We start from the raw sequence: 23070 nt of genomic DNA, 5'->3' as shown, positions 1-23070 counted from the left end.
GGTGATAGGAATGCGACTCCTTCTTATCGAAGACGAGCCGGATTCATTAATGGGTATGCATAATGCGGTAACGGCAATCAACCTGGACTTCACCGTCTCTACTGCCAATCATGCAGAAAAAGCATTAGAAATCATAACAGCAGAGCGTCCGGATTTGATTGTAACCGATATTATGCTGCCCGGCATGACCGGGCTGGATTTAATCGAAACTCTAAAATCCATAGATTATCAACCTAAAGTCATTGTGGTCAGCGGCTACAATGACTTTGAGTATGCTAGAAGAAGTATTCGGGTCGGCGCAGTCGATTACTTATTAAAACCATTCAGTACAGAAGAATTTATTGAAAAAGTGGAGAAGGTGCTTCTTCTTATCCAAGAAGAAAGAAAACACGATATACAATTCAAGCAGCAAACAACCTATGCTGAGATTGGTAATCGTACGATGCGGGACAGCTATTTGATTGATTTCTGCTTGAAGCGTACACCGCTTGAGGAACATCTATATCAGAGACTTTCATTATGGGAAATGGAGTGGCTTGCGAATGAATCTTATTGTGTGATCATACTGGACGCCAAAGGCTACCCAGACGGCAAGCCCCTTGGCCAAGATTCTTCATTGCAGACGTTTGCAATCGGTAATATTGTTCAAGAATTGATCACGGATCATACTTCTTCGATTCTATTCATAGATCCAAAAAACCGGTGGGTTATATTGACCAAGGAATTAGAGGTCGATGTACTGTCTCGCCGTATCATCGATGAAGTAAAAACATATCAAAAAATACAATTAGCTCTAGGTGTCAGCTCCAAGCGAGTCGTGTTTGAAGATATTTGCGCCGCATATCACGAAGCTCTAAAGGCATTCGTTATTCATTCGCTTTCTAATGAAAACGGTTTCTCCTCCATGTCCGATCATCATCATATTATGGCCACAACTGAATCCTCTTGGGCCCCGGCAGAGATGTCTTCTTTCATCTGCGAGAAAGAAAAACTGTTAATTGAAACGGGAGTCAGCGGCTTTATCCGTCAAACCCTCCTCTTCGACGGAACTGAAGGGCGAGAAGACATTATTCGGCACATTATGAACTACTTGGCGCAAGTTCATCTTGCGTTAAGCGAAATAAGGTCTGAAGAAATCCAAGAGATTCCTATGAGAGTTTGGGAAAAGCTTGACGAATGCAGAACGATTCAAGAATACGAAGCGGTCGTCAGTGCATACTTCATCGCGCTCAGCACGGAGATGCCGCCCTTAAAGATCGGAAACGCATTGATCGAGCGAGCTATGAAGATCATCGCGACTCGATATTCGGAGGAACTATCGCTTCAGCTTATTGCCGAGCAACTGGAAATCCACCCTGTATGGCTAAGTCAGCTGTTCAAAAAAGAAACCGGTCACACTTACATGGATTTTTTGACGGACCTCCGAATTGAACGTGCCAAAACGCACTTGAGAGAAACAAACCTTAAAATTTATGAAATCGCAGAACGGGTTGGCTATCACGATCTTCAGCATTTCGGTAACAAGTTCAAACAACGGACAGGGCAAACACCTAAAGAATATAGGTACGGAAAATGAGAATCAAATTATTTTCCAATCATAATCGGTTGTTCAACAAAATGTTTGTTCTTATGGCAATTTCCATATTTTTACCTGTCGCACTTTTGGGTTACTTATCATACGGCAAATCCAAGGAACAACTCGAGTCCGTCAGCTCACAATTTCTAGAGGACAATGTGCGGTTAAATGCTCAACAGATCAACAATTTTTTTGTCAATGTAGAAAAACAGTCGCAAAACATGATGGCCTCTCTTGAATTGCAGAAGGTACTTACTAAAAAACCGCCCAAGACTTATTCGGAGGAAGTAAGCTTCATTAACCGTATGATTGAAATCATTATTCAGCGTCAGGGTCCTTACGAGTTGTATGTAATCCCTAAAGATATGCGGAATTATCCCAATTATATGAAGCTTATTAACACGAATAAAATCGAATTAAGGCCCAAATTGTTCGAACTTGCCTTTCAGCAGCAAGGAAAAGGCGTATGGTTCCATGTATGGGACGAGAACACGAAGAAACCCGTTTTTATCTATATTAGGGCGGTGCGGTCCTCTTATTACTACGAGCCGATCGGTGTTATTGCATACCAGATACCGGATGACACTTTAAGGGAAGAGTTTGTTTTACCGTCGTCGTTTCATAATTATCAGATGATGATGGTAGACAGCGAAGATAAGATCATCTCCCATCCTAATGCAAATCTATATAATCAGAAGTACTCGACGACTGGTGGTTGGAGTACAGCTGACATGAAGCTGAATGAGCAGGGTTGGAAGCTTATCGCAGCAGTTCCGACCAAGGATTTAACAGGTAACATTGATCAGATTCAAAATTTTACCGTCTGGATTGTAATAGGAAGTTTGCTTTTTATCAGTTTATTTCTAAGCCTAATTGTAAGGAGCCTTACTTTACCAATCAAAAGATTGGTTACACACATGGTAAAAGTACGAACCGGAGCACTAGGTCATTTCGGGTATAACGACAGTCGTACGGATGAGATCGGACAACTGGTTCGGGGATATAATCAAATGATTTCGGGGATGTCCGATATGCTTGAGCGCACTAAAGAAATGGAAGCGGACAAACGCCGCCATGAGCTTGAAACGCTTAATCATCAAATCAACCCGCATTTTTTCTATAATACATTGGACGCGATTAAGTGGCGCGCTGAGTCTGCCAACCAGAATAATATCGCGTCTATGGTTACCAAGTTGGCCAATCTACTGCGTTTCAGTCTCAATAATGACAAAGAATGGACCACAGTTGAGAGGGAAATTGAGCACGCACGTAATTACCTGGAGATTGAGCTGCTAAGGAGCAACCGGGCATTTCAGATGTATTTTCAAGTCGATCCCGAGACGATCAAGCTTAAAGTGATTAAGCTGATTCTGCAGCCGATTATGGAGAATGCGGTTAAGCACGGTATCAACAAGCTTCCGGAGGGCAAAGGGAAAATTCGGCTAACCGTGAAGCGCAGTGATCTGGATATCATCTTCATTATTGAAGACAACGGACCCGGTTCATCTGAACCGATCGAATTGGAAGTGTACAATGACGGTGAAAGTGAACGGCAGCACGGAATCGGCCTAAGCAATGTAAACAAACGGCTGAAGCTCCATTTTGGCAATGACTACGGAATACATATCCAGAGTAATCCCGGGCAGGGATTTAGAGTACAACTTCGGCATCCTATCATTTCTGAAGTATAGTTGTGCATCACTCAGACCCCTGTAGTAACGGGGGTCTTTTTATAGTTAACTTAAAAATCCACGGTGAAACATTAAATTGCCCCTGTTCAATGTGCATTCCCCGAACTGTAGAATTGAAGGTGAATAGGAACAGTCATTTACTCAAGAAAGGGGAAGCCACTGTGGCAAAAATGAAATATGCATATAACACGTTGGTTTACGGCGACGAAGATATTGAAATAGGTATCAAAAGGCTAGCGGGTTACGGTTATGACGGAGTTGAATTTGTAGGCGATACAGCGAAGCATGATGCCGGCAGAGTAAAAGCAGCGCTGAATCAATACAACATCGGAGCTTCATCCATCTGTGCCATTTACAATAATGAGAGAGATTTGGTGTCGAGCAACAAGAGCATTCGACAAAATGCCGTGAATTATATTAAGGAATGTGTTGATTTTGCTAAAAGCATTGGAGCGCCAGGCATTTCAGTCACACCGACAGCGAATATGAAAATTAAACCCGAAACCGATTTAAAGACGGAATTGAAATGGGCTGCGGAAGGCATTCGAGAAGCAGGGCTCTATGCAGGCGAACATGGCATTCGCCTATGTGTAGAAGCATGGAATCGATATGAAACGTACTTAATTAATCGCTTAGAGCAATCATTAAGTCTTGTTACGGAAATAGATTTGCCGAACGTAGGATGTATGGGCGACAGTTATCACATGAACATTGAAGAAGCCGATATTGCACAGGCGTACCGCATGGTTGGCGACAAGCTTTTCTACGTGCATTTCGCAGACAGCAACCGAGCGGCTCCAGGTCGCGGGCACATCGATTTTAAACCGATCGCACAAGCGTTAGTGGATATCAAATACCAAGGCTTTATCTCTATGGAGATACTTCCTCCCTATGCTGACCCTTTCGGCGGAGCCAGACATGAAGAATTTTATGATCAGTACTCCAAGGAATCTATCGACTATTTAAAACAATTGTTCGACTCCATCGACTAAAGGAGGTATACAACAAGTGAAAACGATGCTGGCAGCTGTCCTTCATAAACCCGAGGATATGCGCCTGGAAGAAGTAGCAGTACCTGAAATATCGGAGAACGAAGTGTTGATCGCTGTGCAACGCTGCGGAATTTGCGGCACGGATCCACACATTTTCCGCGGGCATTTCCCAGTGCCTTTTCCGCTGATTCAAGGGCATGAATTTTCCGGAGAGGTTGTTCAAATCGGTAATGCGGTAACCTCCGTGCAGGTAGGCGACAAAGTAACCGCAGATATCAATATCAGTTGCGGCAAATGTTTCTATTGCCGAATGGGACAGAAGCTGTTCTGCAACGAGATTGTTCAACTTGGAGTTCATGTGAACGGAGCGTTCGCACAATACCTAAAAGCTCCGGAGATTAATATTTATAAGCTGCCTGATGACATGACTTGGGAAGAAGCCGCCTATATTGAGCCGCTTGCTTGTGTCATTCGCGGGCAGCAAAGAGCCAATATCACAATGGGAAGCACGGTGGCGATCATCGGTGCCGGACCTATGGGCTTGGTTCATGCGCAGTTGGCTAAGATGAACGGGGCTGCTTCAGTCATCATTTCGGAGATGAACTCTACACGGATCGCAAAGGCACGTTCTCTAGGAATCGATCATGTGATTGACGCCTCCTCTCATGATCCGGTGGAAGCTGTTCGTCAACTGACAGAAGGCCGAGGAGCTGACTACGTAATCGAAGCCGTCGGGGCCATTCCAACCTACCAGCAAGCGTTCCAGATGGTACGACGAGGCGGTGTCCTAGTAACGTATGGTGCAGCACCTGCGAACGCCACTATGGAAATCAAACCGTTTGAAATCTACAACAAAGAATTGACTATCGTCGGTTCTTACGCCGGAACTTACGACACTTGGGTAAGGGCGATCCAACTGATCTCGAGCAAACGCTTCAAACCGAATGACATCATCACCAAGACCATTCCGCTGCCCAAAGTCGTTGACGGAATTAATGAAGCGATTAGCAACAAAGATACGATCAAAATCATCGTAGATTCGACTCAATCGTAAACCACTATAGGGGGATTCCTACAAATGAAGAGAATTCAGGTTACGGTCATGGTTTTACTTGCAAGTCTGCTGATATTGAGCGCATGTAGTTCATCCAAGTCAGGGAACGGGGCATCATCGCCGGCTGCAAGCGGTTCGGCATCATCACCGGCTGCTGAGAGCACAAAATCCGGCGAGCAAGTGACTTTGAACGGAGTTTTCCTGGGAGCGACTTGGGGCCAAGCGACACAAGAACTGGCTAAGGAATACGAAAAGGAAACCGGAGTTAAAGTGAACATTGAACTGGTAGGACGCGATGTCATCTATCAAAAGCTCGCTCTCTCAATCGCCGGTCAAGCGAACTATGATCTGTTTAACGTAGACTACAACTGGGTGCCTGAATTCGCATCGAGAGACACTCTTTATCCGCTCGACGAACTCATTAAAAAATACAATGTCGATACCTCTCAATACCTGCCAAGGGCATTGGCGCTAACGCAATGGAACGGTAAAAACGGTTCATTCGGCGAAGGCGGAACCATCTACGGACTGCCGCAGACGATCCATCCGCATTTGCTGTGGTATCGCTCGGACTTGTTCAATGACGCCAAGAACAAAGCGGACTTTAAAGCGAAATACGGATACGATTTGATTCCCCCTACAAACATGAAACAATTCAAAGATGCGGCAGAGTTCTTTAACGGCAAAGAAGTTGACGGGCAAAAAATATACGGCTGGGCTGCTCAAGCTACAAAAGGCTTCGGCAACGTTCACACCTGGTTGACGTTTATGTATTCGAACGGAGCGGATGTTATCGATTGGAACAACATGACATCTTCACTTTCTACCCCAGAGGCAATCGATGCAACTAAATCTTGGGTAGACATGATGAAATTTACCCCTCCGGGAATTAACGATTACACATTTGCTGAGGTTGCATCTGATGCAGCCCAAGGCAAATTGGCTATGGCTCTTCACTGGTCCTGGTCCGCATTTGAAGTAGACGATCCGAAAACATCCAAAACAGTCGGCAAGTGGGACTTTGTTCAAGTACCTGCGATGAAAGAATCCATTCCGCATCTTGCCGGATGGTCGATCGCAATTCCAAAAACTACGAAGCAACCGGATGAAGCTTTTAAATTTATGGCCTGGTTGGAGAGCAAGCAGAACGACGTACGCCAAGCCCAGATGGGCGGCGGAGATCCAGTTCGTTCCGAGTCCTATACTGATACTGCACTTACAGGCATGAAAATTGAAGGCACTGATGTCGATAGATTCCGTCGTTACAAAGCATTGGAGGAAGCAATGAAAACGGCAAAAGCACGTCCTTTCTTCCCGCAAGAAGAGAAGTGGGAGACGGTCGTTTCCGATTACTTGAGCCAACTACAATTTAACCAAACATCCGTTGAAGAGGCTATGAAACAAGCAGATGACGCTGTTAACCAGATGCTGAAATAAATTAACCTACAAACGAAGTGGAGGGGGAGGGTTCTCCCCCTCAATTTTCGATCAGGGGAGTTCCCAAATGAAAAGCTTAAAATTGCAGCGGAGCGGGCCTTATCTGGTTATGGCGCCGGGGATCATACTGCTTTTGTTATTTGCCATTTATCCATTCGTGTTTCTATTAAAGATTAGCTTTCAAGAGTACAGCCCCATTAATGCGGTGAATCCCTTTGTGGGTTGGGACAATTACAAGGAATTGTTTCAGAGTAAAATTTTCTGGAATGCGCTATGGGTTACCGCGGTTTTTGTTTTTTGCACGGTTTTCCTAGAATTCGTCATAGGATTCGGTTTGGCGGTTATCTTGAACCGGCTAACCGTTGGGCAGCGGATTTATCAATCGATTATTCTGCTTCCGATCGCTATGGCGCCGACTGTCGTGGGCTTGATGTTCCGCTTCATGATGAATGAACAGTACGGTGTTCTTAATTATTTTGCCGAAATGTTCGGATTTTCAAGAACAGCTTGGCTGTCGGATCTCAACTACGCTTTGCCGGCTTTAGTCCTTACGGATGTATGGCAGTGGACTCCCTTCATGATGATTATTCTATTGGCCGGCTTAAAAGGGCTGCCGGATGAACCTTATGAGGCTGCTTTAATCGATGGGGCATCCTCATGGCAATCATTTCGTTACATCACCATTCCGCAGATGTCCAGAATTATATACATCGCCCTATTGCTGAGAACGATAGATGCATTCCGTATCTACGATACGATTTATATGATGACCAAAGGTGGACCGTTGACGAAAACCTCTACGCTAAGCTGGATCGTGTATGACCGGGGGATCAAGTTCCTTGATTTTGGATACGGTGCTGCCATCTGTGTGGTCATGCTGATCCTGGTTGTAAGCCTGATCACTTTCATCTTGAAGAAAATCGATTTGTTTGAAGTGGGGAATCGAACATGAACGCATCTAAGAACAAATCAATCGTCACGCTTCAATATGTCATTGTTCTCGTCGCTATGATCTGTTTTATTTTTCCAATCTTCTGGATGTTTGTTACCTCTCTGAAAAACCAGACGGATGCGTTCTCGACCATACCCAAATGGAGCTTTGCAGTTACTTGGGAGAATTACAGTACCGTACTCTTCGATCGAGGCTTTCTGACATACTTGATGAACAGCTTCATTGTATCAGCTGTCTCTACGGTGTTTGCAGTCATCTTGGGGATCGGGATTGCCTATCCTTTTGCTCGATACGGACTGAAGGGAACGGAAAACGTTCTGACCTGGATTTTGACTTTGCGTATTATTCCGCCCATTGTAACCATTCTTCCTATATATCTGCTTTTTTCAAAACTCGGGCTTTTGGATTCTTACACCGCACTAATTTTGATGTACACGTTTATGAATTTGCCTCTAACGACTTGGCTTTTATATGGCTTCTTTAAAGACGTGCCCGGTGAGATTGAAGAATCCGCATTAGTGGATGGGAACAATCGTTTCAGTGCGTTTTTCAGGGTGATTCTGCCGATTGTCGGACCCGGTCTTGTATCCGCGGGACTGCTTTCCTTTATATTTGCTTGGAACGAATTCTTATTCGCAAATATTCTTTCCGGTCCAAATGTAAGAACCGCGCCTGTCGGTCTTAACGAGTATGCTACACCGGTTAGTGTATTGTGGGGACAAATCGCTGCAGCAGGAACTATGATTATTATTCCGATCGCCATCATAACCCTGATCTTACAAAGGAAGATGGTTCGAGGATTGACAATGGGAGCAGTTAAAGGATAATGCGCTAAGGAGGAAACCGATGTTTAGGTATAGTGTGACCCAATGGATATTCGGAAACGAAGATGTAGAGTCCAGCTTCAAACGCTTGAAAAAATACGGTTACGACGGAATCGAACTGGGCGGGGAGCCTGGGTCCACGGACGTAACTGCGGTTCAGCAGCTAATGGATAAATACGAACTGGAATGCACATCGATTTGCGGAATCTATTCCGGTGAGAGGGACCTTTCCAGTTCAGATGAGTCGTTACGGCGCAAAGCGATTCAGTATGTTAAAGATTGCGTGGATATGGCGGTGACTGTCGGGGCATCACTGGTGATTGTGGTTCCCTCGCCAGTCGGCAAAAGCGGGCCGGACCGAACGATCCGGGAGTCTTGGGAGCATGCGGTAAGCAGCTTGAAAACAGCCGGACAGTATGCTGAGAGCAAGGGTATAATATTGGCTGTGGAAGCCTTGAACCGCTTCGAAACATTTCTGGTGAACAAACTGGCCAATGCCAAAAAGCTGGTTGAAGAGGTGAATGTTCCGAGCGTCAGAATCATGGCGGATTTGTTCCACATGAATATAGAGGAAAGAAGTCATGTTGAGGCGCTTCGCAACATTGCGCCGTATCTCGCGCACGTGCATATTGCCGATAACACGAGGGAAGCGGCCGGGTACGGCCAAACGAATTTCTCGGAAGTAATGGAAGCATTGTTAGAACTAGGTTATAAGGGGGCCATCACGATGGAGTTTATGCCTCCGGTGGCGAATCCTTATTTAAGTGCTCAGCAGAATGCGTCCACTGAATCGAGTGCTGTGTTTGATGAATATACGCATCAGTCGATCGATCATATTAAGACCATTGTGAAAAAATTGACCGAGTAACGTGAAAGGGCTTATTCAGAAGTCTTATGGCTTCGGAACAAGTCCTTTTTTTTGTTTATGATGATTGTGATGTTTGTCCGATGAAGGAGTATGCAGCAGCATCCGGGAATAATACATTGGATTGCTATAAGGAGGAGTATTTTATGGCTAACATTTTTAGCGGTTTATTCGGAAATTACTCGGAGGTTTCGATCCCGGATCTCATGAAGCAGTACCAAGGCTATCTTATGCCGGACGAAAAAATTCACATGGGGTTTAAACTTGTGCGAGATACGTTCATTGTCACAGATGAGCGCTTGATATTTATCGACCACCAGGGAGTTACCGGCAAGAAAACGAGAGTGGCTTCAATTTCCTTGGATTCTATCTATGAAGTAACAATGGAAACTGGAGGTACCGGCTTCGACGACAGTGAATTGACGATTCACTACATTACCTCTCCTTATCACAAGTCCACCGATCCGCGGGTCGCATCTTACAAGTTCGAGTTCGGTAAAAAGTTTAATCTTCAGCCTTTTTATGTAGCTTTAGTTACGCTTGCGCACCAGAACCATAAGCGGTTGAATGCATAGGTGTGTCTGTGGAAACCCAGCTGCTCTAAATGATCCTGCGTACCACTTACCCCAACACCCCACACTTTTTAAAGACATTTTTCCCAGAACTGTGTAAAATGAACTCGAGATATAGCGAAGGATTTAGCGTAACTGAGGGGGAGATACGAGGGCAGTGCGGAAACTGATTATTTACCTATTGTCTCTCAGCGTATTGATTCTTTTAGTTTTTGCAAGCGCTTATTCTATTAGAGTTTTGAACACCGATCTGAGCATACCGCACACCGCCGACACACCGGAATCCGACATTCGGCTTGTGCTTATTACGAGTGAACTCGACACGCCGTTCTGGGACAAAGTGAAAGAAGGCGCGTTAGCCGCGGCCCGCAGCAATGGCGCGAGCTTGGAAGTGTGGGGCAGCTACGGAAAGAACGAACAGGATTTTCTGAAGCAGATGGAAATCGCCATAACCTCCAAGGTAGACGGAATTATCGTGCAAGGTTTGGATACGGCGGAGTTCAAGCATCTGGCGATGTACAAAGCGACGGAGAAAGGGATCCCCATTATCACGGTGGCCAATGATGTGCCGATGAACGAAAGTCTTCGCAGAACCTATGTCGGCTCCAATCATTACGAGGCGGGACAGATGCTTGCGCGGCAGCTTTTGTCGGATATGGGCTTCTCAGGCAAGGTTGTCCTTATGGCCTCCAATCGGCAGGAAGAGTTTCAGCGCTCACGTCTGAAAGGGATCCTCGAAGTCTTGCAAATCTATCCGGAAATACATACGAAAATCGTAGGCTCAGGTACGACAAGAGAAGAAGTGGTGCAAGCTACGAATCAGGTGCTGAACGACGACCCGGAAGTGAAAGCGATCATTACAACGACGGCCCTTAATGCAAGCGCTATTATTCAGGAGATCGGCAAGCGGACGCTTGTAGAACCTTACTTCATCTACTCATTCGATGACAGTCCGGAAACGATGACCCTGCTGCAGCAAGGGAAGATTGACGCATTGATTACCCAGTCGCCGGAAGCGATGGGTGAAACAAGCGTGAAGTTGATGATGCAGTGGCTCCAAGGCAAGCAGCTGCCGCTCAATACCGACGGCTATTACACGGGCATTCGTGTGCGTAAGGCGGAGGTCCGCCAATGAACAGTATTCAAAAGAAAATCCTTTCCCTGTCGGCAATCGTACTGTTCATCATGGTGATCATCTGGGTTATTTTGACGTATTACAATCAACAGACACAGGCGCAATACAATCAAATCCTGCAACGGTATCTGCGAATGAATGAGATGACGACCATCAGCCAGCAGACGGTGACGTCTCTCAACAACTATCTGCAAGCGCCTTCTGTGGAGACGATAAACGAGTTAAATGAAAACAAAGCGAGAGCGCAAGAGGCCAAGCTTGAAATCGCACAGCTGAAAAATCGAGATAACAGCTTTACTCTCAGCAATTATATGAACATGGTCGACAGCTTGCTCGAGGCGACGGACTTGTCCCTCATGTTCTTGGAGCAGAAGAATAATGAAGCGGCGGTGACCCGTTTTGAGGAAGCGTCCCGCATTTCCAAATACATAGGCGAGACGACACTTACACTGATCGATAAAGAACTTAAAACCTACGACGAATTCTACCGCGGCATCATTCAGCAATCTGCGGAACTGAAAAAGCTCGGGTTTCTCATTCTAGGATTCGTATCCGTCATCCTGCTGTTATTCACTTATTGGTTCTCGCTGAGCATGACCCGGCCGATCCAGAAGCTGACTTTTGCCGCGAAGGAGCTGTCCAGGGGCCGGTTCGACCTGCAGATCGATATCCCGTCCAACGATGAAATTTCGTACCTAGCCAAGACTTTCGACCGGATGCGGATCAATATCAATAACCTGATCTCAGAGATTCAGAGTAAGGCACAGCTGGAGCGAGAGCTGCAAGAGAGCAGGCTGCTGCTGAAAGAGAGCCAGCTGCGCACTCTGCAAAGTCAGATTAATCCTCATTTTCTTTTTAACACTCTCGACACTTTATCGAAAAAAGCGTATTTGGAAGGCTCCCAGCAGACAAGCGATCTCATCGTAAGCGTGGCCAATCTCTTGCGGTACAACCTGAGAAATATGGATAAGCCGGTCACCCTGCAGGATGAGATGGAGCTGCTCCTCCAATATATTGACATTCAGAAAGCGAGATTTACCGACCGCCTTCGGTTCGTTCAAGAGGTGGATGAATCCTGCCTGAGCGTGCAAATCCCGAGCCTTACCCTTCAACCGATAATCGAGAATTCGGTGATCCATGCGGTGGAGCCTTCGGAAGAGGGGGGGACGATTATTTTCAGAGTGTATCAAAAAGAAGATCGCATCATGGTGGAAATAGAGGACGACGGTGAGGGCATCCCGCAAGACAAGGTTACGCAGATGGTCAACGACACAGCCGCTGTACCGGCGCAGGGAAAAGGGCTCTCCACGGGAATCGGGTTCAGCAACGTCGTCCGCCGCTTAAGGTTGTTCTACGGTTACGAGGATGTCATCGACATCGAAAGCAAGCCGGGCATCGGCACGAAAGTCATCCTGCAGCTTCCGCAAGTAAAGGTGGTCGAACAATCATGAAACTGCTGATCGTGGACGATGAACAAGTGGAAAGGGATGGGCTCGAGGCCATTCTGCGTGACGGCTATCCCGGTCTTACTATCCGCAAAGCGAGGAATGCGGCGAAAGCTATTGAGACGGTTCGGGAGTTCAGACCCGATCTGATTTTGATGGATATTAAAATGCCGGGTATGAACGGGCTTCAGGCGGTGGAAATCATTTGCGGCGATTATCCCGACACCCATTTCATTATGGTTACCGCATACGATACGTTCGACTTTGCCAGAAAAGCGCTGCAGCTGGGCGTGGAAGATTATTTGCTGAAGCCGAGTAAAGCAGCCGAAATCATAGAAACCGTGGCGAGAGTCCTCAGGCAAATTCAGCAGAAGCGCAGTGAGCTTGAAGAGAGAACCTTTGAGCAAGCTACGCTTAAGAAAGTAATGCCGGTGGTCGAAGCGGACGTTGTCACTCAGCTTTTGTTCGATCATGTGCATGACATTCATCTGGATGAGATGATGGGCTTGCTCGGCGGGGAAATGACCAGCGAGGCGTTCGTCATCTTGATGGTCATGGGGTCGTTCACCTCTTCGGAGCGGCTGTATTCTGAAATCCACGAGAAAATGCGGGAACTGCAGAGCGGCTGGGTCGGCGCAATGTCCGGCAGGCAAATTCCGATTATCGTGTTCCGTGAATCCGGGAAGTCCTATCGCTCTCAGGCGTCGACATTGGTCCGTCAGCTGTTGACGATACAGGAACGGGTACCGGGGAGTGAGACTTTTGTCGGAATTGGAAATCCTTATGAGGGTCTGGAGCAGATCAAGCTTTCGTATCAAGAGGCGCTTATTTCGACGGCCGACACTTCCCTGCCTGCCAAGCATCGATTCTATATGGACATGCATGCGCTGAACGAGCGAAAGAATAATTATCCGAATCAACAGGTGGAGAAGCAATTTGTCGATCAGATCCGATTAGGACAGTGGGACCGGGTGCGCGATACAGTTGCTGAGATCATAGATTGGCATGAAAAAAATAGAGAGAGCCTCGTGCATGCGCAGCAAAGAGTGATGGAGGCGCTTTGGATCATCTCCAGAGTGCTGCTCGAAATGGGAATGGAAGCGGACAAGCCTCTCTTCTCCTTCCAGGCGCACGATTATCGTCAATTAAAGACGGAGACGGAAAGCCTCTTGAGTAAACAAATCCATGCGGTTTCAACGCACAACGACCGGCTGCAGCCGGATGTCGTTCAACAGATCAAGCATTATATCATCGAGCATTCGCAGGAAGATATATCGCTTGAGATGATCGCGAAGAAAGTCGATCTAAGTCCTTACTACATAAGCAAGATGTTTAAGGAGCAGCTGGGCATCAACTATATCGATTTCCTTACCGAATGCCGGATCGAGAAGGCGAAGACCCTCATGAGTCATCCTGAAATGAGTCTGAAGGAAATCACTTTTGATGTCGGCTATAACGATCCGAATTATTTCAGCAAGGTGTTCAAGAGAATTTGCGGGGTGTCACCGACGGATTACCGCAAAACGATGCTGGCACAAAAATATAAGCAATAAGGAGAGGGCAGCGATGAAAGTCTCCACGAGGTTGATGCTTGGTTTTGGTGTCCTATGTTTGTTTCTCGTCTGTCTTGGAATGTTTTCTCTTATCACGATGAAGAATGTTAACTCGCAGACGGAGCGGATCATCACGAACTGGATGCCTGCGGTTTCCAAGGCCTATCAGATTAAACTGGAAGTCGACGAGATTTACCGGCTGCAGGGCAAATTCATTAATGACCCGAAGAACGCCAATATGGAGGAAGTCATTACCGGGAAGAAAGCCGGACTTAAATCACTAGTCGACGCTTACGTTGCTGAGTCCATATCGGCCAAGGGCAAAGATGTGGCGACACGATTCTTCATGGACTACGAAGGCGGTGAAGCGACCGACAAGGAGATTATGCAACAGGCCAAGTCGGGCAATGTGAAGGGCGCATTATTGCTGTATGACGGGAACGCTACGCGATTCTATGACGATATGAACAAAAGCTTAGACGAACTGATCGGCATCAGCGAGAAGGAAGCGGGTGAAGCAGGCACGGTGAATCGGCAGCAATACGATCAGGGATTCCGCATCATTGTGGCAGCAATGGGCCTGATTGTTCTCATTGCTATCGTGTTGTCCTTGTGGACGATACGGTCGATTCTCGCGCCGATCGGCAAAATTAATGCCATTCTGAAGGACTTGGCCGGGTCCAAAGGAGACTTGAGCCGGCGTATCCAGCTTCATTCCGGCGACGAAATGGAAGAGATGGCGACGAATGTGAATCAAGTATTGGAAACGGTCGAAAAAATGGTGACGCAGATCCGCGTTTCGACGGCAGAGGTCGCTGCTTCGTCGGTAACCATTGAGGAGAATTGCAGCCAACTGGCAGTCTCCACGGAGGAAATCTCGACGGCGGTCACCAACCTGAGCGGCAAATCGATGGAGCAGGCTGATCAGACGCACATGTCACGGCAGCTGCTTCAAGACTACTTAAGCAAGCTTGCCAGAATGGCGGAGAATGCCCAAGAGACGTATGAGTTGGCGCAAAATGCCAAAGAAAATACGGAGCGGGGCAATGAGCAAATGATGTCCATTCTTGAGCAAATGCAGGTGATTACGGAGCAGAACGATACGGCGAATGCCACATTGCTCAACTTCCGCAATATGCTCGAGCACATCGAGAAAGTAAATAAACTGATCAAATCGATTTCTGAAAAGACGAATATCCTCTCTTTGAACGCCGGAATCGAAGCGACGCGTGCGGGTGCGCACGGCAAAGGCTTCCTGGTAATCGCCGGGGAAGTGCGCAAGCTGTCTAACGATACGAACGAATCCGCCGAGAACATCATCAACTTGCTGGACGGGGTTAACGACGAAGTGGAGAAGCTCACCAAGCAGTTCATGGACAACACGAACAATATCAAATCCGGCAGCCAGCAAATCCGCCGCCTGACCGACATGTTCAATCTCATCACCGAGATGAACGGCACAGTCATGAGGAACGGAGCGCTCACGAAGGAAGAAGCCCAAGAGATGCTTGCGAGCGCTGAAGAAATCTCCCGGATATTCGACATGATCGGCGGCTTGTCCGAGGAGCAATCCGCGGTCAGCCAGCAAATCTCCGCTTCCGTGGAAGAGCAGCTGAGCAACACGCAAGTCATCGAATCGTTCACGAAGGAGCTGGCCAAGCAGTCGGATCAGCTCAAGCGGCTGGTAGAGCAATTCCATGTTTCCCATGTAAACGCTTAAAAAAGTACAGACGATCGCAAAAGATTACAGAAATTGTTCCTGAGACTCTTCCTTCAGACGTGATAAAGTTCAAATGTAAGCATTTACATTCGCTTTAAAAAGGGAGAGAATAACATGAAAAGAAGCTTTACGCGAAGCGGGGTTGCGGTACTGATTCTTGCGCTGACGGTTGTACTGGCGGCGTGCGGAGGCAATAACGGCAACAAGGCGCCGGCAGCTTCCGGCGGATCGGCTTCAAGCCCGGCTGCATCGGGAAGCGCCTCCGTCAAAGGTGACGGCGCAATCAAGATCGGTCTGTCACTCGATACGCTGCAAGAAGAGCGTTGGCAGAAGGATAGAGATTTGTTCAAAGCGGCTGCTGAAGCGCTTGGCGCAACAGTTGACGTTCAAGCGGCAAACAGCGACGATGCCAAGCAAATCGCTCAAGCTGAAAGCTTGATCAGCCAAGGCGTGGACATTCTGGTTGTCGTGCCTCACAATGCTGAAGCTACTGCAGCAATCGTGGAGAAGGCGCACGAGGCCGGCATCAAAGTCATTGCGTACGACCGTCTGATCAAAAACTCGGATGTCGATCTGTATATCTCCTTCGACAACGAGAGAGTCGGCGAAATGCAAGCGGAAGCAATCACGAAATTGGCTCCAAAAGGGAAATACGTATATATCGGCGGATCCGAAGCGGACAACAACGCCCACCTGTTCAAGAAAGGCGCGTTTAACGTTCTTCAGCCGCTGATCGACAAAGGCGACATCGAAGTGGTATTCGACCAGTTCACGAAAGAATGGAACCCGGCGAATGCACTCGCTAACATGGAGAACGCTTTGACGGCCAACAACAACAAGATCGATGCGGTCATCGCAGCGAACGACGGTACGGCCGGCGGTGTCATCCAGGCTCTTGCAGCTCAAGGTTTGGCCGGCAAAGTCCCGGTATCGGGCCAAGACGCGGAGCTGGCTGCGGCTCAACGAATCGTTGAGGGCACGCAATCCATGACGGTATACAAACCGATCAAAGCTCTGGCTGAGAAAGCCGCTGAACTCGCAGTTAAGATGGCGAAAGGCGAGGATGTCGCGCCGACAAGAAAGTGAACAACGGCAAGATCGACGTGCCTTCCGTGTTATTGGATCCGCAAGCGGTAGATAAATCGAACATCGATGCTACCATCATTGCAGACGGTTTCCATAAGAAGGAAGATGTTTACAAGAACGTGAAGAAATAAGCATTGAACGGGAAAGGGGAAGAAGTGAAACCACATTTCACATGCTTCCCCCTTTCACCATTGTGAGGTGAGAAGACCGATGACTGCGGCGTTAGAAATGAGAAACATCACAAAGGAATTTCCAGGGGTTAAAGCTTTGAACGACGTTTCCATCGTCGTCAAGAAAGGCGAAGTGCACGCCTTGTGCGGGGAGAACGGAGCGGGTAAATCAACGCTGATGAAGGTGCTCAGCGGTCTTTATCCCAGTGGAACCTACGACGGGCAAATTCTGATTAACGGTGAAGAGAAACATTTTCACACCATCAAAGAAGCGGAAGAAGCGGGAATCTCGATCATTTATCAGGAACTGGCGCTCGCCAAGGATTTATCGGTCGGTGAAAATCTATTCCTGGGCAAAGAACCGGCGAGATTCGGCATTATCAATTGGGAACACGTGTACAAGGAAAGCGAGAAATGGCTGAAGGAAGTCGGTCTGAATGTCAGTCCTGAGCAAGTGACGGGGATTCTGGGGATCGGCAAACAGCAGCAGGTGGAGATCGCGAAGGCGTTATCGAAGAATGCCAGTATCCTTATATTGGACGAACCTACGGCGGCTTTGACGGAGCAGGAAGTCGACATTCTGCTGGGGATTTTGAGAGAGTTCAAGAACCGCGGCGTGACCTGTATCTATATTTCTCACAAGTTGAATGAAGTGTTTGAGATCGCCGACTCGATTACGATATTGCGGGACGGCAGGACGGTTGGGACATATCCGGCCGCTGAAATTACGGAGAACCGAGTCATTTCTCTGATGGTCGGACGTGAGTTGACGGAGCGCTTTCCGCGGATCGACGTTAGTCCCGGCGAAGTGGTAATGAAGGTCAAGGACTATACGGTAATGAACCCGGACGTCCCCGGCAAAAAGGTCATCGACAACGTGTCGTTCGAAGTAAGAAAAGGAGAAATCCTCGGGATTGCAGGCCTGATGGGCGCCGGCCGTACGGAGCTGGTCATGAGTTTGTTCGGTTCCTATGAGGGACAGAGCCGGGGAACCGTCGAAATCGACGACAAACCCGTCAAGATCAAGAATACGGAGCAGGCGATCAAGGCGGGGCTCGCACTCGTTTCGGAGGATCGCAAGAAGTTCGGTCTTGTGCTCGGCATGGATATCAAAAGCAATGTGACGATGGCCAGTCTGAAAGCAGTCTCATCTGGCGGGGTCATTAATCATAACCAGGAAATCACAAGCGGTAATGAATACATTCGTTCCTTGAAAATAAAAGCAAATTCGGTGGAGACGATAACAGGCACGTTAAGCGGGGGAAATCAGCAGAAGGTCGTATTGGGCAAATGGCTGATGACCACACCGAAAATACTCATCTTGGATGAGCCGACTCGAGGCATCGATGTCGGGGCGAAGTTTGAAATCTATAACATTATGAACGAGTTGATTCAGCGGGGCGTAGCCGTCATCATGATCTCTTCCGAGCTTCCGGAGCTGCTGGGGATGAGCCACCGGATCATGGTCATATCGGAAGGAAGAAAGACGGCAGAGTTTACAGCTGAACAAGCGACACAAGAGTTAATTATGACGGCTGCTACAGGAGGAAAAGAAAAATGAGCCCAAACGGCGAAGTGGTGCTGGACCGGTCGGAAATGAAACGGACTTTGACCTGGTTTAAAATTGATGTACGAGCTTACACGATGATCGGCGCATTGCTGTCGATCTGGATCTTGTTCTCCCTCCTGCACGAAAGGTTCTTGTCCGCAACCAATCTATCCAATCTTTTTCTGCAAATGTCAGCGACGGCGATACTGGCAATCGGGATGGTTCTTGTTATCGTAGCAGGCCATATCGATTTATCTGTTGGCTCGCTGGTCGGATTTACCGGCGGCGCAGCGGCCATGCTGAACGTTTGGTACGATTGGAGCACCGTGCCGGTCGTGCTGGTGACGATTGCGCTCGGAGCGGCGATCGGTTTCGTGCAAGGATGGATCATTGCTTATCGAGCGGTGCCGGCCTTTATCGTCACGCTCGGCGGTATGCTGATGTTCCGGGGATTGCTGTTCGGTACATCGGGAAGCGTAACCATCGCGCCGCTATCCCCGTCTTTGAAGTCCTTGGGCCAAGCATACATTGCAGACACGATTGGGTGGATCTTTGGTATTGCCGCGCTCATCTTTGCCGCGTATCTGGTGCTGAGGAGACGTGCTGCACGCGCGCGCTATGGCTTTGATGTAGAGCCGATGTCGATCAGCATTCTTCGCATGGTTCTGATGGGGATGTTCATTCTCGGTTTTGTATATTTGATGAACAGCTACAAAGGCATTCCCGTACCGTTCATTATGGTCGTGGTGCTGGCATTCGTGTTTACCTTTATTGCAAGAAATACGACGTTCGGCCGTCAGATCTATGCGATCGGCGGCAATCCGGAAGCCGCGCGGCTGTCAGGGATCAATATCAAACGCCGGGTTCTCACCGTATTCGTCCTCTGTAACACGCTTGCGGCGGTAGCTGCGCTCGTATTAACGGCTCGTTTGAATGCGGCTACCATGAGCTCCGGACAGAACGCAGAATTGGACGCTATCGCCGCCTGCGTCATCGGCGGTACCAGCTTGATGGGCGGATCCGGTACAATCGTCGGCGCGATTATCGGAGCTTTGGTAATGGCCAGCCTCGATAACGGGATGAGCTTGATGAACATGGAGTCGTTCTGGCAATATATCGTCAAGGGCGCAATCCTGATTCTCGCTGTTTACGTGGATATTTACAGCAGACAGAGAAAGAAAGTCGCTTAAAAGCGAGTGCCGGCCGAAGAGGCTGGCTTTCGGTGAATAGCGGGCCGCAGGCCCGCTGATATGAACGAAACCTGTCAAATCGAAGCGCCTAAACAAGATGTTTTCCAGCCTAAACTAAGCCTGTCAAGCGATTTTCTTTACAGGCGACTTACCTTCAACCAATACTTTCTTATGCCTTCCGACTTTTCGTCGGAAGGCATACCATACGGCGAGTAACGGGGTGCAGGGGGCGTGCTCCCTGCGTCTTCCCCTTAAGGGGACGGAAGGGGGAATCATTTTTTAGCTCGAAGGCAAAAGCAATTCGCCGGTTGGCAATCTGATATACGTGGATTCTCACACATTTTACATACGTCTGAAGAGCTTGCCGCTAACTATTTTCGAGCGTACATTGAGCATTTGCTCAAGCGGGCCACGCGGATTATTCTCTTCACCTTGCTGATTTTGCCTCCGAGGTAAAAAATAATTCCTCCCAAGATCGCCTCCTTATATTCGTTTCTAGCTGTTCATTACGTTAGCTTTCAAAGTTGCTTATCCAGCGATCTTTTGCTGTTGTAATTTCTCCAATTCTTTTGCAATAGCCCATACAAATCCCGCAAGTTCTCTAGCGATGGCAGTCACTATGCAGCCTTTGTGTTTACCTTTGTACATCATGCTTTTGTATTTCCTGTGTAGCCGATTTTGCGCTGTCCATGCAACGGCTTGTATTTCAGCCGGAAGACCCGTCATACGCTCGGCCATCTTTCTTCGAATGGCTGGTGAGTAGCGATAACTCCATGCCGCTTCCACCAACACCCTACGAAGATGTGCGTTGCCCGCTTTCGTAATTCTTCCTTGCCACCGACTGTCTCCAGACGAATACTCGCTTGGTACAAGCCCGCAGTAACTCATGAAGGAAGTAGAGTACCCAAATCGAGAAATGCTCGCAACTTCAGTGGAGAGCGTTGCCGCAGTAACTAATGTGACACCACGCAATGCTTGGAAAGCTTGAATTAACGGCGCTTGCGTGCTGGTTACGGCTTGTTGCTCCATTTCTTGCTCGTAACGTTTAATGCGTTCCTTCGTCTCAAAAATGGACTGGCGATACTCTTGGAACGCTAGACGCTGGCAGTCATTTGCAAAGCGCAACGTGTCGAGCCATTCCTCATACTTGGAGCTCCCAGACTTTGAGCCCTTAGGATCTGAAAGTTGGAGCCTGAGAAGTAGCTTGCCTAGCCGTTGCATATGCCGACAAAGATCTTCTTTGGCATCCTCACGAGCGCGAACTAAGTCTCGCAGTGCTTCATCCTCCGGCGTCGGGACATAAACGGCAGTCAGTTCACCGGCACGATACAATTGCGCCAGCCTCAGTGCGTCTCGCTTATCTGTTTTAACGCGGTCTCCAGGTTTTTTAGGAATGAGCGACGGAGCAACGACGTTACAAAAGACGCCCAACTCAAGCAACCAACGATACAAAACATAACCCGTCGGACCAGCTTCATAACAAATATTAAGCTTTACATCCTCGCGACTCAGTTGCTGTACAAGCTTAGTTACTGCTGCTTTCGAGTGTTCAATGGCACCCCAATAGCGGGCTTCCTGCCTGCCTTCCTCTGCACATGCGACTGCAATCTTTGATTTAGACACGTCTAAACCTACATATTTCACGGCAATACTCATAATAAACCGACTCCTTATTGTTTATAGCTCTGACTTGGTTTTTGGTGCTTACAATCACCATGTTTACCAAGTTAACCTACGAAATAACAATTAGGCTGTCGGTTTCGTTCATTATAACTATTTGTCTGTATACGGACCCCGTGTTCGTATTAACGGACCTCAGGCCCGTTACCCGAATGATCAAGTATCGCTGCAGAGGCGCAAATGGTAAAATATAGTTATTAAAAACCCAAAGGAGATGTTGTATATGACGTTCGCACGACCACCCTGTTAAGCCTTAGAAGCAAATAGCTCACGAGCGCCTCCATGTTTGATTGGGATCCTGACAATCAGAGAATGGAGAGGAGCGTATTCATGAGCTATCGGTCAAACCTATGGAAGCTTTATGCCATTCGATTCTTCCACAACCTGATTCCGGCCTATGTCATTGAGAGGCTGTTCTGGGAAGAGCGGGGCATGACCATTCAGATGGTCGTTTATGCGGAAATCATTTATGCGGTGACGATCGTTCTGCTCGAGGTTCCGACAGGCATCCTTGCAGATAAGCGGGGCCGCAAGCAAATGATCGTGTTAAGCGCGCTGCTTGGCTGTTGTGAGTTTCTTATTTTAGTGTTCGCGACGGTGTTTTGGCACTTCGCGGCCGTCGTTTTTCTAGCGGGAATCGCCCGTTCGGCAAGCAGCGGAGCGGAAAATGCGCTGCTCTATGATTCATTGCTGTTGGTTGGCAGGGAGCAGCATTTTGAGAAACATCTGGGACGCTTGAACGTGTGTGATTTGACATCAGCCGTCCTTGCCGCACTTTGCGGGAGTCTGTTGGCCAGCCGCTTCGGATTTGAGCTGAATTACTGGATTTCCTTTGCCAGTATGTCCGTTTCGTTGCCGTTAGCGCTCATGCTGGTTGAACCTCCGGTGAAGAGCAGCTTGGATGAGCCGATACCGGTCAGACAGTACCTTAAGACTTCCGTGCTATTTTTCCACAGAAATCCAGGGGTTCGTATGGTGCTTCTTACCGGCATGATCATCGGTTCATGCTTGACGTTCATCGACGAGTTCTGGCAGATCTATTTGAACAGGTTGGAAATTCCGGTCGTCTACTTCGGGACGTATTCTGCAGGATTAATGCTTTTGAGAGTGCCGGGAAATTTGCTTGCGCACATCGTGAAAAACAGGCTCCGTTACAGGCCGTTGCTGCTGGGTGTGACCGTAGTCGTTGCGGCAGGGTACCTATGCATATCCGTATATATCGGTTATGCCGGGTTAGCCTCGATGCTCCTGATTTGTCTGATGTCGAGCATCGTTGAACCTGTTGCTGCGGGATATTTGCACCATAGAATCGACTCCTCCATGAGAGCGACCATCGATTCGTTTCAGTTGTTGGGCGAGAATATGCTGATGATTATTACAGGTTTGGGTTTCGGATATTTCTCATCCCAATATGATATTTTCGGCGGTTACGGTTTCCTTGCTTTGGTGTGCGGTGTGTTCCTGGTTTATTTTGCTGCCGGGTCCCGGAAGGTTTGATAGGATAATGGAGTGCCAACTGTCTGCAACTTGGCGCTCCATTGTTGTTTCAAGCTGTCTTCCTTAGAGGAGAACCGGGAAA

At 47.9% G+C, this 23070-nt stretch carries 17 protein-coding genes and 1 pseudogene; 17 read left to right on the top strand and 1 reads right to left on the bottom strand.

The window, feature by feature from the left end:
- Positions 1–10 precede the first annotated feature (10 nt).
- From SD71_RS15725 to SD71_RS15650, 16 genes and pseudogenes are all read left to right on the top strand, one after another.
- Positions 11–1576 (top strand): response regulator, encoded by a 1566-nt coding sequence (locus tag SD71_RS15725; protein ID WP_041065124.1) that lies wholly within the window; start codon positions 11–13, stop codon positions 1574–1576.
- Positions 1577–1629: 53 nt separating this feature from the next.
- On the top strand, positions 1630–3267 hold the full coding sequence (locus tag SD71_RS15720) for a cache domain-containing sensor histidine kinase (protein WP_161793406.1): 1638 nt from the start codon (positions 1630–1632) through the stop codon (positions 3265–3267).
- A gap of 170 nt (positions 3268–3437) precedes the next feature.
- Positions 3438–4259, top strand: a complete 822-nt coding sequence (locus tag SD71_RS15715) for a sugar phosphate isomerase/epimerase family protein (RefSeq protein ID WP_052476330.1) — start codon at positions 3438–3440, stop codon at positions 4257–4259.
- Between the two features lie 25 nt (positions 4260–4284).
- On the top strand, positions 4285–5313 hold the full coding sequence (locus tag SD71_RS15710) for a zinc-dependent alcohol dehydrogenase family protein (protein ID WP_041065425.1): 1029 nt from the start codon (positions 4285–4287) through the stop codon (positions 5311–5313).
- 24 nt (positions 5314–5337) lie between these two features.
- Positions 5338–6750 carry an ABC transporter substrate-binding protein gene (locus SD71_RS15705; RefSeq protein ID WP_041065115.1) on the top strand — a complete coding sequence of 471 codons (1413 nt, stop codon included), beginning with the start codon at positions 5338–5340 and terminating at the stop codon, positions 6748–6750.
- A gap of 67 nt (positions 6751–6817) precedes the next feature.
- On the top strand, positions 6818–7702 hold the full coding sequence (locus SD71_RS15700) for a carbohydrate ABC transporter permease (protein ID WP_041065112.1): 885 nt from the start codon (positions 6818–6820) through the stop codon (positions 7700–7702).
- Positions 7699–8529, top strand: coding sequence for a carbohydrate ABC transporter permease (locus tag SD71_RS15695; protein ID WP_041065109.1), 831 nt, complete (start codon positions 7699–7701; stop codon positions 8527–8529). The genes SD71_RS15700 and SD71_RS15695 overlap by 4 nt, the downstream gene beginning before the upstream one ends.
- A gap of 19 nt (positions 8530–8548) precedes the next feature.
- Entirely contained in the window at positions 8549–9394 is an 846-nt protein-coding gene (locus SD71_RS15690; RefSeq protein WP_052476307.1) for a sugar phosphate isomerase/epimerase family protein, read from the top strand.
- A 143-nt stretch (positions 9395–9537) separates the two neighbouring features.
- A complete protein-coding gene (locus SD71_RS15685; RefSeq protein WP_041065105.1) occupies positions 9538–9966 on the top strand; it encodes a PH domain-containing protein in 429 nt (142 codons plus the stop codon).
- Between the two features lie 154 nt (positions 9967–10120).
- Complete coding sequence (locus SD71_RS15680; RefSeq protein ID WP_041065102.1) at positions 10121–11098, top strand: substrate-binding domain-containing protein; 978 nt, start codon at positions 10121–10123, stop codon at positions 11096–11098.
- Positions 11095–12549 carry a sensor histidine kinase gene (locus SD71_RS15675; RefSeq protein ID WP_041065099.1) on the top strand — a complete coding sequence of 485 codons (1455 nt, stop codon included), beginning with the start codon at positions 11095–11097 and terminating at the stop codon, positions 12547–12549. Before SD71_RS15680 ends, SD71_RS15675 begins: the two co-directional genes overlap by 4 nt.
- Positions 12546–14096, top strand: coding sequence for a response regulator (locus SD71_RS15670; protein WP_235427158.1), 1551 nt, complete (start codon positions 12546–12548; stop codon positions 14094–14096). Before SD71_RS15675 ends, SD71_RS15670 begins: the two co-directional genes overlap by 4 nt.
- A gap of 13 nt (positions 14097–14109) precedes the next feature.
- Positions 14110–15816: a methyl-accepting chemotaxis protein gene (locus SD71_RS15665; RefSeq protein ID WP_041065091.1), complete on the top strand. Its 1707-nt coding sequence runs from the start codon at positions 14110–14112 to the stop codon at positions 15814–15816.
- A gap of 114 nt (positions 15817–15930) precedes the next feature.
- Positions 15931–17033: pseudogene (xylF, locus tag SD71_RS15660) on the top strand (D-xylose ABC transporter substrate-binding protein).
- 79 nt (positions 17034–17112) lie between these two features.
- Positions 17113–18633, top strand: a complete 1521-nt coding sequence (locus SD71_RS15655; RefSeq protein ID WP_041065088.1) for a xylose ABC transporter ATP-binding protein — start codon at positions 17113–17115, stop codon at positions 18631–18633.
- On the top strand, positions 18630–19811 hold the full coding sequence (locus SD71_RS15650) for a sugar ABC transporter permease (protein WP_041065085.1): 1182 nt from the start codon (positions 18630–18632) through the stop codon (positions 19809–19811). The genes SD71_RS15655 and SD71_RS15650 overlap by 4 nt, the downstream gene beginning before the upstream one ends.
- Positions 19812–20339: 528 nt before the next feature.
- Here SD71_RS15650 and SD71_RS15645 read toward each other — a convergent pair.
- A complete protein-coding gene (locus SD71_RS15645; protein WP_041065079.1) occupies positions 20340–21467 on the bottom strand; it encodes an IS110 family RNA-guided transposase in 1128 nt (375 codons plus the stop codon).
- A 354-nt stretch (positions 21468–21821) separates the two neighbouring features.
- Between SD71_RS15645 and SD71_RS15640 the strand changes: the two genes are divergently transcribed.
- A complete protein-coding gene (locus SD71_RS15640; RefSeq protein WP_041065076.1) occupies positions 21822–22988 on the top strand; it encodes an MFS transporter in 1167 nt (388 codons plus the stop codon).
- The last annotated feature ends 82 nt before the right edge of the window (positions 22989–23070 follow it).

It is taken from the genome of Cohnella kolymensis, from assembly GCF_000829465.1.
Classification (GTDB): Bacteria; Bacillota; Bacilli; order Paenibacillales; family Paenibacillaceae; genus Cohnella; species Cohnella kolymensis.
The sequence above is the reverse complement of the archived record's forward strand: the minus strand, read 5'-3'. Positions and strand labels throughout refer to the sequence as shown.